Origin of the sequence: Donghicola mangrovi (genome assembly GCF_013377535.1) — a bacterium.
Classification (GTDB): Bacteria; Pseudomonadota; Alphaproteobacteria; order Rhodobacterales; family Rhodobacteraceae; genus Donghicola; species Donghicola mangrovi.
Genome location: NZ_JABCJE010000001.1, coordinates 540937 through 553326 on the forward strand (window position 1 = coordinate 540937; position 12390 = coordinate 553326).

Below are 12390 nucleotides of genomic sequence, written 5' to 3' on the forward strand. Positions count from 1 at the left end.
AAGCCTGAACGGAGATGCCGGTGCAATTCGAACGCCGATTTATCCGCACTCGATCCCTGCCCGAGAGAGTTGCGACCGAAGACGCCCCCCGCGCAATGTGTTGCCTGCCCGAGAATGGCCTGATCAAGGCGTATCTGCAGCCGATGCTGCTGGCGGGGCGCGATCCCAAGTCCCTGCTGAAGGGCGACGTGCAGATCGGGGGGTTTGGGGACAACATGATCATCCGCTATGCGCCCGAGGCCTCGGACGGATTGCAGATGAATGACCCCGAGCCCGAGCTGTTCGCAGGCAAGCGTGTGGCTTTGGCGATCCGGAATGACGAACGGGCCAGCGTGATCCGCGACTGGCTGGAGGGGCTGGTCACCCATCACGGGCTGGAGGCCGCGCTGATTCTGGACCGCGCGATGCCCGGCAAGGCCGAGGCGGATGCGAATGCGATCGAAACCGCGCTGCGGGGATCGAAGGTGCTAAAGGGCGTCACGGTGGTGATGCTGTCGGCGGATGTGCCCTTGGGCCACCCCGAACTGGGCCACGAAGCGCACCCGATGAACGCCCCCGACGCCCCCGGCAAGGACCGGATGGAGCACCCCGAGGCTGACCCTTGGCATTCTCCGATCCTGTTCGGCGCGTTCTATGAAATGGCGCGGGACATGTATCTGGCTCAGGCGCGGTCGGTGCTGACGCTGGACCCCTTGGACCTGCTGCCTGCGCCTGCGGCGGGGCATAAGACGGTGTTCGAAACGGCCGAAGCCGCCCCCGGCAAGTATGTGCAGCTGGTGGGGCACCGCGCCTATCCTTGGGCCATCCGGCCCAATGCGATGCCTGAATTCGCCGACCATATCTGTGTGCGCTTTGACGAGGGCGCGGGTCATGGCCGCTGGTGCTATGCCCCTGTGGCGGGCGATCAGACCGTCTGGCGCTGGCGCCGCGTGGTCGGGGTCAAGGCCCTGCCCGAGATCACCCGATTCTACCGCTGCATGGCCCTGCGCTATGGCGAGGAGACTGAGGGCGGCCAACAGGTGTCGCGCTTGGTGCCCAAGTCCAGTCTGGTGGAAAGCGATCTGCTCCTGTCGATCGCCGAGGCTGCGGGTCACAAGCCGCGCCGCCTGCCCGATGCCAAAACCCGCAAGGATACCCAGCGCCGTAACGACGTGGCCATCGTCACGACGATGAAGAACGAAGGGCCGTTCATTCTGGAGTGGCTGGCCTATCACCGTGTGATCGGGGTCGAGAAATTCCTCGTCTTTACAAACGATTGTACGGACGGGACGGATACTTTCTTTGATTTACTCCAGTGCAAGGGGATCGTGGAGCACCGCGAGAACCCCTTCCGCGAGATGGATCTGAAGCCACAGCACGCCGCCTTGGCCGCCGCCGAGAAAGAGCCGATCATGCAGAACGCCGCGTGGTGCATCTGCATGGACGTGGACGAATACATCAATATCCATGTGGGCGACGGCACGCTGAAGGCTCTGTTCGATGCGGTGCCTGATGCGAACATGATCAGCCTGACGTGGCGGCTCTATGGCAATGCGGATGTGCATGAATTCGACCCGCGCCCGATCATCGGCCAGTTCGACCGCTGCGCGCCCGAGATGTCGCGCAAGCCGCACCAAGCGTGGGGCTTCAAAACGCTGTTCCGCAACATCGGCCTGTTCAAGAAATTCGGCGTGCACCGGCCCAAAGGGCTGAAGCCGCAGCTGGTGGACCAGATCAACTGGGTCAACGGCTCTGGCCAGCCGATGCCCGAGAAAGAGTACCGGACGGCGTGGCGCTCCACGACCGATACGGTGGGCTATAACATGGTGTCGCTGAACCACTATGCAGTTCGGTCCGCCGAAAGCTTCTTGGTCAAGCGTGACCGCGGGCGGGTGAACCACGTGGACCGCGATCAGGGTCTGGCCTACTGGTTCCGGATGAACAACAACCTCGAGGAAAACCGCGGGATCATGCGGATGCTGCCCTTGGTCGAGGCCGAGATGGCCCGCCTGCTGGAAGACCCCGAGATTCGCGCCGCCCACGAGCATTGCATCGCCGAGCATCGCGCCCATATCGACCGCCTGATGGCGACCGAGAACTACAAGAAGTTCTATGGCGACATTACGGGCGAGCGGATGCAGCGCCTGAGCCGGATGCACCTGCATTTCGGGTCAGCGGTGTTCCACGCCGGCCCCGACTGCATTCCCGATGATGTGGTGTTTACGGACCAGCCTGCGGACTTCTTCTTTACGGTTGAAGAGGCCGAAGGAGAGCAGGAGTTCTAGAGCCCCTGCCCCGCCGCCTGTTCCAGCAAGTGCTTCTGCAGGCGGCGTAATTTCCAGTTATCCTTGACGCTGCGGGCGTGGGCGACGCCGGACAGGGCCAGCTTCATGTGGCCCCGTTCGACCGCGTGCTCGATCAGGCGGATGGTGTAGGGAATCGCGTTCCGGCGGTGACGGAGCAGCTCGTAGAACCGCTTGGGGGTCATGGTGCCTTCGACCATCTCGGTCGCGACGGGTTTCAGGATTTCCATCCGCTTCAGGGTCGGCGGGACTTTGTGGGTCAGGTGGTGAAAGCCCAGGACATGGCAATTCGGCAGGGTCAGGCGATCGATGTGGGCCTTATCCTCGGGGACCAGCGGGTCGTAGACCAGATATGCCTTGCCTGCAGCCGCCAACCCTTCGGCGGCGTCCAGATAGGGGCCGGTGGTCCAATCGGCGTGACGCATCGCGCGGTCATAGCGGTTTTCGAAGGGGGCCAGTTCCTTGGACAGGGTGGATTGAGGGCTGAAGGCCACCACGGTGCACCCCGGCGCTAGACTGGCAAAGGCGCAAGCCCCGTAGGCCCCCATGCTGGACCCATACATGCTGACCTGCGGATAGCTGGCAAAGACGCCGCAATCGCGCATCCCGTTCAGAATGGCGAACAGCGCGGGGTCGCGGAACCAATCGGTGCGTTTGCACATGACGCCGACCATGCCCCAACCGCGCTTGTGCACCATGTCAAAGGCCCACGGCTTGCGATCGCCCTCTTCGCGGTTCCAGGACATGTTGTCGAAGCCGACGACCAGACGCTCTTGCCCCGGGATGTGCACGACCACGTGGTTCGGGGTCTCGTGGAATTCGCCCCGCCCTTCGGCGGCGAGGCGTTGCATCAGGGAAAAGTCGTAGCTGGCCATCGTCCGGCCCCTAGCGTTTCTGGACGATCAGCAGGTTGTTGCGCTTGGCCTTCATATAGAAGGCCGGCATCATCACCGCGCCCGACATATCCACGCGCAGATCGTTCAGCGCCTTTTCGATATCGGGGTCGTTGTGGCGGAAAATGCCGTTCTTGTTATAGCCCTCGAACAGGTCGGCGGTCTTGGGCCATTCGTCGGATTCCCATTTCGCAGGCTGGTCGCGCAGACCCTCGATCACATAGAGGCCGCCGGATTTCAGCTTTGGGAACAGCTCGATAAAGCTGGTCTGCTGGTGTTTGGACGCATGGCTGGCATCGTCGATGATAAAGTCGAAGGTCCCCAGATCCTCGGCCACTTCGGCCAGTTCATCGGGGTCGTCCAGATCACACTGCATGAAGCTGAAGCGGTTGTCCTTGAACCAGCTGAAGTCCGAGATATCGATGCCAGTCACGTGACCTTCGGGGAAGTATTCCAGCCACATTTTGACCGACGGCAGATCGTCGGTCTGACGGTCCACTTCGCCGCCCTTCTCGGGGCCGCCGTTTTGCAGACCCAGTTCCAAGAGGTTCACCGGCTTGTCCCGATAGGGCAGCATGAACATCTGGTAGAATTCGGTGTGACGGTATTTGTTGCCACCCTTGTCCGAGCCGTATTTGTCCGCCAGATCGGTCAGGTTCACGTTGCCGCGGCCCGCACGATCTGCCGCGCGAACGGGGATCAGCGGGGCGACTTCGCCGTCGCTGGTGGGCTTGGCCTTGCGGATGATCGGGGCCTTGGTCGGGTCGATGTCGTGCTTTTTCAGCAGCTGGCCGATCAGGCTTTTGGGATGGGGGTAGCCGCCATCATCGGCCAGACGCGCCCGCATCCGGCGCCCATAGAGGTGCACCGAGTAGGTGTTTTCAGTGATGTAGGGCGAGGTGTCAAAGTTGCGCTTCAGCATGAAGCGGCGGTCTTTGAAGGTAAAGGGATAGAGCCCCTCTTGCGGGAGGGCAAAGCGCGCCTCGCCGGTGACGTGCAGGAAATGGGTCACCGCGTGCGGGCCCCAGACGCCCCAAGGCTGTTCGCTGGAATGCACAGGCTCGCCCGCGTCGCGCTTGGCGATCAGCTCGGCCTCGTATTCCGGCCCGTAGTAGGAGGGGATGGCGAATTCGTCGCTGGTGAACTCCAGCAGGGCATTCAGGGTGTCGCTGTCATGGGGCAGGCCCAGAACACCGCCGTTGATGTGGTGCTTGGATTCCCAGCCATAGAAGTGCCCGTTCGGGGTTTCGAACGGCTTCATGCAATAGGCATCCGTGTCGGCCCAGATGGTATTGCGCATCTTTTTCAGCATCTTGTAGCGGAACAGGTCCGAATGCAGCGCGGGGCTGCCGGTACGCTCGTGCTGAAGGAAGTTGGTCTGGGGCAGAACCTCGTTGGCGTCGGCCAGTTCGATTCCGTCGGGGACGTTCTGAAGGGGGCCGTAGTGGTACAGAACGGTCTCATGGCCCGCATCCACAAAGGATTTCAGGCACAGCTGCTCAAGATAGCTAAGCGGTCCTTCCATCCAGAGAGCAGCGATCGTGTACTTTTGTTTAGCCATCAGAAACCCGTGTTTGCAGCTTCGCCGCCCTGCGGCGCGGTCAGATGCAGGTTACTGGCGAAATGCGGGTTTTTTCCAGTACTACTTGGGCTAATCGTTTGAAAAATTTGGGTCCCTTTTGTGTCGTTTGCGGAAACAAACGGGACCTCATGCATGTTTTGATGGCTTACGGCTTGGGCTTGTCGTCCCAGTCGCTGCTGAGGATGCGCTGGCTGTCGCCATCGGGGTCATCGTACTGGCTGGAGCGCAAAGTATAGACGAATCCCACGAGGCCAAGCCCCCCGAGCAGAAGCGAAATCGGGATCAGAAAAGTCAGAACCTGCATGGTGTTACCTCAGACGCAGCGCGTTCAGCGAAACGATAATCGAACTGCTGGACATGGCCAGCGCGGCGATCAGGGGCGTGGTCAGCCCGGCAATCGCCAAGGGGATCGCAACAAGGTTGTAGCCGGTGGCGATCTGGAAATTCTCGCGGATGCGGCGGGTCGCTTTTCGGGCAGTGACCAAGGATTCAGCAACCGGTGTCAGATCGCGGCCCAACAGCACGATGTCCGAGGCCACGCGGGCCGCATCCAGCGCGGTGGCGGGGGAAATCGAGACATCGGCAGCGGCCAGCGCGGCGGTGTCGTTCAGGCCATCGCCGACCATCAGCACATGTGCGCCGCCTTCGGACAGGGATTCGATGTAGTGAAGCTTGGTCTCGGGCAGGCAGTTGGCCTGATATTCGCGGATGCCAAGGCGGGCGGCCAGATCGGCCACGGGGGCGGCGCTGTCACCAGACAGAAGGATCACGCGCTTACCGGCAGCCTTCAGCGCCGCGATGGTGTCTGCCGCACCGGCGCGCAGATCATCGACAAAGCCGAACTGCACAGGGGCCGCATCGCCAATCGCCAGCCAAGCCGAGGTGATCTCGACCGCGGGGGCCCCCAGCCAATCGCCGCGACCGAGGCGGACGGTCTGGCCGCGCCAGATCCCTTGGGTGCCGTGACCGGGGATTTCGGTGATCTCGGTGACGGTCGCGGGCTTTACTCCGGCGGCGCGGGCGGCGGTGGTGATGGCGCGGGACAGGGGGTGATCCGAGCCTTCGGCGAGCGCCAAGGCAACCTCCAGATCGCTGCGGGAATGGTCGCCTAGGTTGGACAGAACGGGGGTGCCCTCGGTCAACGTGCCGGTTTTGTCGAACACGACGGTGTCCACATTGGCCAGACGTTCCAGCGCGGTTTCATGCTTGATCAGCATCCCCTTGCGGAACAGGCGGCCCGATGCGGCGGTGGTCACGGCGGGCACAGCCAGACCCAGCGCACAGGGGCAAGTGATGATCAGAACCGCCGCCGCGATGTTCAGGGACATGCGGACATCGTGGCTATAGATCAGCCAGCCCAGAAAGCTGAGCGCCGACAGGGCGTGGACACCGGGCGCATAGAGTTTCGCCGCACGATCCGCCAGCGAGGTATAGCGCGAACGGCCCGATTCAGCGATCGCCACCAGATCGGCCATGCGGTGCAAGGAAGTGTCTTGGCCCACGGCATTGGCGCGGACGGTCAGGGGGCCGGTCAGGTTGACCTCGCCCGCGCTGATCAGGGTGCCAACGGCGGCGGCAACTGGAACGGTCTCGCCGGTCAGCAGGGAGCGGTCCAGTTCGGACGCGCCTGCGATGACTTCGCCATCCACGGGGCAGCGCGATCCGGGGCGGACAAGGATCAGATCCCCGATGCGCAGCTCGGCGGCGGGAACGGTGATTTCCTGTCCGTCCTCAAGACGGATGGCGCGGGGAACCTCCAGCGCGGCCAGTTCCTCGGCGGCGGAGCGGGCAACGGCGCGGGTGCGGTGGTCCAGATAACGGCCCGCCAGCAGAAAGAAGGTCAGGGTCAGCGCCGCGTCGAAATAGGCATGGCTGCCCGACAGCGCGGTTTCCCAGACGGACATGACCACGGCCAGCAGGATCGCCAAAGAGATCGGCACGTCCATGTTCAGGCGTTTCGCGGACAGGGCGCTGTAGGCGCTGCGGAAAAACGGCTGACCAGAGAACGCGATGGCCGGCAGAGTGATCGCCGCCGAAATCCAGTGGAACATGTCGCGGGTCGCGTCCGCTGCGCCGGCCCAGACGGATACCGAGAGCAGCATCACGTTCATCGAAGCAAAGCCCGCAACGGCCAAACGCATCAGCAGTTCGCGGCCCGCTTTGTCGGTGGCGGTGGCCTGAATTGTGGCCACGTCCAGCTCGTGCGCCTCATAGCCGGTGGCCTCCATCAGGCGGACCAGATCGGCGGGATCAACGGTAGCATCCGCCGCGATGTTGGCGCGCTTCAGGGTCAGGTTCACGCGGGCTTCTTTGACACCGGGATAGGCGTTCAGGGCTTGCTCGACCGTGCTGATGCAGGCCGCGCAGTGGATCGTAGGCAAGGACAGGGCAATGCGAGCCTCCTTCAGGGCTTCGGCGCGGGCGGCGATCGCCTCGGCCGAGGGGGCGGCCACGCAAGCGGGGCACGCAGAAGGAGACTGGGTTCGTATTGCCGCTGTCATTTGGGTCAGCCTTTGACGTGCAGCACGATGCGCTGCTGGAACAGGGTTCCGTTCTCGGCCCGCGCCTTGAGGCGCAGGTTCCAGTTGCCCGGCGCCAGATCAACGGGCGCGGACAGGTCGGTGCCGGTAAAGGCAAAGACGGGGGTGCGGTCATCCTTGGCCTCGGTGGCGCGGCCAAGGATCGCCTCTTCGATGGCGGGGTTCACGGGGTTCCCCTGCGGATCACGGATCGACAGGATCAGATTGCCCCGTTCCACCCGCGCCGTCACGTCCCAACCAAGGGCCAACTGCGCCTTGCGATCGGCGTCAAAGGTCTGGCTGGCGACGTAGGAGTTGGCGGTTTCGAGGCCCGGAAATGTATGGATCGCTTTATACGCCATCAGAACATTCACGGTAATAATCACACTGAAGGCCGCCACAAATCCGGCAAACACGTGCCAGCCCTTGATGCGGAACTCCTGTTTCGCTGCGTGCGCCATCAGTTTTCCTTTCCGTTAAAGACGGTTTCTTTGGTGACTTGCTCGGCGGCTTTGGGGTCCTCGACCGTGATGTACAGGTCAGTCCGCTCGGCCTCGGCGGCGTCGGTGCCCGGCGCGGCGATGACGTAGACACGCTGCAGCTTGGTGCTGTCAGAGGGCACATCGGTCACGTTGCCGTCGTAGCCTTCGAGTTTAACCTCGAACACGTCCGAAGGCGCAACCGTCACGACAAACCCGCGATCTTCGCCATGTTTATTGCGCAGACGCACGTCATAGGTGTTGCGGATCGAGCCATCGGACAGAACCACAAAGGTGGGATTACGAACGGGGGCCACGGTCATGTCGATGGCCTGACGGGTCAGCAGGGCAACAATCAGGCCCACACCCACCAGCGACCACAGGGTGGTGTAGAGAATCACGCGCGGACGGAAGACGTGCTTCATGATCGGGCGGGGCTGGTTGCCCGCACGCTCCAGCGTTTCGTCAGAAAGAGCGATATAGTCGATCAGGCCGCGCGGCTTGCCGATTTTGGCCATCATGTCATCGCAGGCATCGATACAAAGTGCACAAGTGATACATTCCATCTGCTGGCCGTTGCGGATGTCGATGCCCATGGGGCAGACGTTCACACACGCCATACAGTCAATGCAGTCACCGGCGGGTGCTTCGTCCTCGGTCTTGCGCAGTTTGCCGCGGGGCTCGCCGCGCCAGTCGCGGTAAGCAACGGTGATGGTGTCTTCGTCCATCATGGCCGCCTGAATACGGGGCCACGGGCAGGCGTAGATGCAGATCTGTTCGCGCATGAAACCACCGAACACAAAGGTGGTCATGGTCAGAATACCCATGGTGACATAGGCCACAGGGTGCGCGCGGAAGTGCACCAGATCATTCAGCAGGGTCGGCGCATCGGTGAAATAGAACACCCAAGCCCCGCCTGTCGCCAAACCGATCAGGAACCACAGCACCCATTTGGTGATGCGCAGACGGGCCTTGTGCATGTCCAGTTTCTTCTGGCGATGCAGGCGCAGGCGGGCGTTCCGGTCCCCTTCGACCCAGCGTTCAACAAGGATAAAGAGGTCGGTCCAGACGGTCTGCGGGCAAGTATAGCCGCACCACACACGCCCCAGCGCAGAGGTGAACAGGAACAGGCCAAGGCCCGCCATGATCAGAAGACCGGCGATGAAGTAGAACTCGTGCGGCCATATCTCGATGAAAAAGAAGAAAAAACGGCGGTTCGCCAGATCCACCAGAACGGCTTGGTCGGGCAGGTTCGGACCCCGATCCCAGCGCAGCCAAGGTGTGATGTAGTAGATGCCCAAAGTGATCGCCATGATCACCCACTTCAGATTCCGGAACTTGCCGCTGACACGTCGTGGAAAAATGGGTTCTCGGGCAGCGTAAAGTTGTTCGGGCTGATGATCGGCTGTGCTCACGGAATCGCTCCGGTATGGAAAAAGGGCATTTGCTGTTGCCCTTTTTGCAGGAGCGCGCCAGTCGGGCTTTGACACAGGTCAAACCCGACTCTGTGCCATAGCTATTGCGACAATTGGCCCTTGAGCCACTGCGCGAAAGTCGACAGCGCTTTGCGCTGCACACCCGGACGGGTGACAATGTAGTAACCCAGTGCATCATTCGAATCTTCGAACAATACGTTGAGCTTACCGTCCGCAAGAGCACGGCGCACCATAGCACGACTGACCAGCGCGATCCCTTCGCCGTCCAGCAGAGCGTCCATGAGCTGAGCACTGGGCAGATGGGTCACGGCGGGGCCTTTGGCCGCAGAGATACCGTGGCTATCCAGCCAGACACCGGTTTCGTTCGAACCCGATTCCTGCAACCATTTCTGGTCCATCAGGTCTGCGGGGCCGGACACTTGGCGATCGCCGACCAGGCTTGGTGCACCAACCAAGACCAGATCGGAGGGCAGCAGCAGATGTGCCTCGAGGGCGGGCCATACACCAGCGCCGTAGCGCACTGCCATGTCGATGCCTGCGGGACGCAGGTCAACGATCTCCGAGGTGGGGTTCAGCAGAACCTCGATCTCGGGATGCTGCTGGCGGAACGTGTCCAGTCGCGGCATCAGCCAGTTGATGGTGAACAGCGGAGCGGCTGCAACCTGAAGGGGACGGGTCTCGTCGCCGTCGGTCATCTCTTCGACCTTTTGGTAGATCGTTTCGAGAGCCGGTAGCAGGACCTGAGCAAGCTGCGTGCCTTCGGGAGTCAGCATGACCCCGCGACCCTGACGTGCGACGAGAGGCGTCCCCAAATGCCCCTCGAGCTGCCGGATCTGCTGGCTGATTGCAGCGTGCGTAACGTTCAAAAGTGCCCCTGCTCGAGAGACACTCCCCGACTGCGCTAAGGCAGCAAATGCCCGGAGTGCGGGCAGAGAAGGCATGCGAAGCCAATCCATATATTAATCTCGACTAACAATTTTACAAACGCAGCGTGAAAAAAACACACTCATACAAGTTTAATATGACCATTACACAGTTACTCAAGCAGCAAAACAGGGGAAATTTCCATTTTTCCTACTCGAACGTATATAATTGGGGTGCAAATAATTGCAAAAACGTACGAAACACCTCAACACCCTTAACAGTTGTACACGTATAGGGTGAACAGTGCGACCCCAATTAAGACATTTGCCGTAATTTTTCCGCAGTTTCGCCCGCAAACAAGGCGGGTTTCCCTTACAGATAAGGCGATTTGTGTTTTGGGAAATAGGTCGCGCTGGCAGACAGGACATAATTTCGTGTCTGGAAAAAGTGCGTCGACGTTCCAGGAAACGCGCGAACAGGACGGAACGTCGACGCAAACCCCGCAGGAAATAAACGGGGTATTCGGGTGGTCAGGGGCGGTTATTCACCGCCACCCAGACCGTGTACGTAGGTGGCAACTGCCGCGATTTCGGCGTCCGACAGACGGGCGTTCCAGTTGGGCATGACGCCATAACGAGCCTTGGTCACGGTGGTGATCAGGGTGTCGTAGTCGCCGCCATAGAGCCAGATCGCGTCGGTCAGGTTGGGTGCACCCTGGGTGCGGTCACCGGTGCCGGTTTCGCCGTGGCAGGTTGCGCAGTTGTCCGCAAAGACGACCGAGCCTTCTTCAACCAGCGCGGGATCGTTCGGCTCGCCGCTCAGGGACATGACGTAGTTCACCACCTGACGGATCTGCTCTTTTTCCAGCAGTTCGTCGGTGCCGAATGCCGGCATCTGGCTGAAGCGGGCATCAGCGTCGGTCTCGTTGCGGATACCGTGGGTGATGGTGGTGTGGATGTCCTCGATGGAACCACCCCACAGCCAATCGTCGTCCAGCAGGTTCGGATAGCCTTTGGCACCCGAAGCCCCCGAGCCGTGACACTGGGCACACCAGGTCCGGAACACAGCCGCACCAGCGTTGCTGGCATAGCTCTGCAGTTCGGGGTTGGCGCTGATCTGGGTCAGGTCAGCAGAGGCCAGCTGTTCGTTGATCGAAGCGTTTGCTTCTTCGACGGCGGCGATCTCGGCGGCGACGTTCTGACGGGTCGAGAAGCCCAGCACACCGGGGGTTGCACCGCTCAGCAGAGGCCATGCCGGATAGGCGATGGTGTACAGAACGCCCCAGAAGATACAGGCGTAGAAGGTCCACAGCCACCAGCGGGGAAGAGGGTTGTTGAACTCTTCGATACCGTCCCAGCTGTGACCGGTCGTTTCGACCTCTTTCTTTTCAGGTTTCTTGCTCATGTCCGAGCCTCCTCGTGGTCAGTTGCCGGGCGATCTTCGTGGCGGAAAATGCTTTCCGCCGTGTTGCGGTATTCCTTGGATGAACCGGGACGGAACACCCACAGAATAGCCGCGACGAAGAACCCGAAGAGGAATGCAAGCATCCAGCTGTCTGCGAAGATGCGGGTAATGGTATACATATCCATCACATCACCTCTTAGCGGCTGGCGTCCGGGGTAAAGGTCGAGAAGTCGACCAGAGTCCCCAGCATTTGCAGGTAGGCAACCAGAGCGTCCATTTCCGAAATACCGGGCTGCGCGTCGAAGTTACGAACCTGGGCACCAGGGTAACGTTCGAGCAGACCGTCAGTGTCGCCCCAAGGGTCGATCTGCACGGTAAAGTCGGCTTCGGCGTTTTCGATCATTTCCTCGGTGTAGGGCACACCAACGAGCTGGTGAGTTTCCATCAGGTCTTTGATGTGGCTCGGCTCGATCAGCTTTTTCTTGAGGAATGCGTATTTCGGCATGACCGATTCAGGAACAACCGATTGCGGGTTGCTCAGGTGATCCACGTGCCACTCGTCCGAGTAACGGCCACCCACGCGCGCCAGATCGGGTCCGGTACGCTTGGAGCCCCACTGGAACGGGTGGTCGTACATCGACTCCGCCGCCAGCGAGTAGTGACCGTAACGCTCGACCTCGTCGCGCATCGGGCGGATCATCTGGCTGTGACAGACGTAGCAGCCCTCGCGGATGTAGACTTCGCGGCCCTGTAGCTCCAGCGGAGAGTAGGGGCGGACGCCCTCTACTTCTTCGATGGTGTTTTCAAGCCAGAACAGAGGCGCGATTTCCACGATACCACCGATGGTGACGACCAAGAAGGCGAACACGAACAGCAGAGATGCGTTGGTCTCGAGGATTTTGTGCTTGTCGAGAATTCCCATAGTCCGGGT

The 12390-nt window shown here is 61.2% G+C and carries 11 protein-coding genes; 1 reads left to right on the forward strand and 10 read right to left on the reverse strand.

Annotation, left to right across the window (positions count from 1 at the left end; translation table 11 throughout):
- Nucleotides 1-20: 20 nt before the first annotated feature.
- Entirely contained in the window at nt 21-2264 is a 2244-nt protein-coding gene (locus tag HJ536_RS21190; RefSeq protein WP_338082399.1) for a glycosyltransferase family 2 protein, read from the forward strand.
- On the opposite strand, the gene HJ536_RS02820 is transcribed toward HJ536_RS21190, so the two are convergent.
- The 10 genes from HJ536_RS02820 to ccoO form a co-directional block, all read right to left on the reverse strand.
- Nucleotides 2261-3157 (reverse strand): hypothetical protein, encoded by an 897-nt coding sequence (locus tag HJ536_RS02820; protein WP_176852537.1) that lies wholly within the window; start codon nt 3155-3157, stop codon nt 2261-2263. The genes HJ536_RS21190 and HJ536_RS02820 overlap by 4 nt on opposite strands.
- A 10-nt stretch (nt 3158-3167) precedes the next feature.
- On the reverse strand, nt 3168-4736 hold the full coding sequence (locus HJ536_RS20820) for a class I SAM-dependent methyltransferase (RefSeq protein ID WP_228028611.1): 1569 nt from the start codon (nt 4734-4736) through the stop codon (nt 3168-3170).
- A 166-nt stretch (nt 4737-4902) separates the two neighbouring features.
- The gene (ccoS, locus tag HJ536_RS02830; RefSeq protein ID WP_176852536.1) at nt 4903-5061 is read right to left on the reverse strand and encodes a cbb3-type cytochrome oxidase assembly protein CcoS; all 159 of its coding nucleotides are present in this window, start codon (nt 5059-5061) and stop codon (nt 4903-4905) included.
- A 4-nt stretch (nt 5062-5065) separates the two neighbouring features.
- Nucleotides 5066-7258, reverse strand: a complete 2193-nt coding sequence (locus tag HJ536_RS02835; RefSeq protein ID WP_177156579.1) for a heavy metal translocating P-type ATPase — start codon at nt 7256-7258, stop codon at nt 5066-5068.
- 5 nt (nt 7259-7263) lie between these two features.
- Nucleotides 7264-7737: a FixH family protein gene (locus HJ536_RS02840; protein ID WP_176852534.1), complete on the reverse strand. Its 474-nt coding sequence runs from the start codon at nt 7735-7737 to the stop codon at nt 7264-7266.
- A complete protein-coding gene (gene ccoG / locus HJ536_RS02845) occupies nt 7737-9170 on the reverse strand; it encodes a cytochrome c oxidase accessory protein CcoG (protein ID WP_338082400.1) in 1434 nt (477 codons plus the stop codon). Before ccoG ends, HJ536_RS02840 begins: the two co-directional genes overlap by 1 nt.
- Before the next feature lie 101 nt (nt 9171-9271).
- The gene (locus HJ536_RS02850; protein ID WP_338082401.1) at nt 9272-10147 is read right to left on the reverse strand and encodes a LysR family transcriptional regulator; all 876 of its coding nucleotides are present in this window, start codon (nt 10145-10147) and stop codon (nt 9272-9274) included.
- Nucleotides 10148-10595: 448 nt separating this feature from the next.
- Nucleotides 10596-11459 (reverse strand): cytochrome-c oxidase, cbb3-type subunit III, encoded by an 864-nt coding sequence (ccoP, locus tag HJ536_RS02855; RefSeq protein WP_176852531.1) that lies wholly within the window; start codon nt 11457-11459, stop codon nt 10596-10598.
- Nucleotides 11456-11644, reverse strand: coding sequence for a cbb3-type cytochrome c oxidase subunit 3 (locus HJ536_RS02860; RefSeq protein WP_176852530.1), 189 nt, complete (start codon nt 11642-11644; stop codon nt 11456-11458). The genes ccoP and HJ536_RS02860 overlap by 4 nt, the downstream gene beginning before the upstream one ends.
- An 11-nt stretch (nt 11645-11655) precedes the next feature.
- A complete protein-coding gene (ccoO, locus tag HJ536_RS02865; RefSeq protein WP_176852529.1) occupies nt 11656-12381 on the reverse strand; it encodes a cytochrome-c oxidase, cbb3-type subunit II in 726 nt (241 codons plus the stop codon).
- Nucleotides 12382-12390: the final 9 nt, after the last annotated feature.

Coding starts and splice junctions, on each gene's coding strand:
- HJ536_RS02820 (WP_176852537.1), bottom strand. CDS start 3,157: ATGGCCAGCTACGACTTTTCCCTGATGCAACGCCTCGCCGCCGAAGGG.
- HJ536_RS20820 (WP_228028611.1), bottom strand. CDS start 4,736: ATGGCTAAACAAAAGTACACGATCGCTGCTCTCTGGATGGAAGGACCG.
- ccoS (WP_176852536.1), bottom strand. CDS start 5,061: ATGCAGGTTCTGACTTTTCTGATCCCGATTTCGCTTCTGCTCGGGGGG.
- HJ536_RS02835 (WP_177156579.1), bottom strand. CDS start 7,258: ATGACAGCGGCAATACGAACCCAGTCTCCTTCTGCGTGCCCCGCTTGC.
- HJ536_RS02840 (WP_176852534.1), bottom strand. CDS start 7,737: ATGGCGCACGCAGCGAAACAGGAGTTCCGCATCAAGGGCTGGCACGTG.
- HJ536_RS02850 (WP_338082401.1), bottom strand. CDS start 10,147: ATGGATTGGCTTCGCATGCCTTCTCTGCCCGCACTCCGGGCATTTGCT.
- ccoP (WP_176852531.1), bottom strand. CDS start 11,459: ATGAGCAAGAAACCTGAAAAGAAAGAGGTCGAAACGACCGGTCACAGC.
- HJ536_RS02860 (WP_176852530.1), bottom strand. CDS start 11,644: ATGGATATGTATACCATTACCCGCATCTTCGCAGACAGCTGGATGCTT.
- ccoO (WP_176852529.1), bottom strand. CDS start 12,381: ATGGGAATTCTCGACAAGCACAAAATCCTCGAGACCAACGCATCTCTG.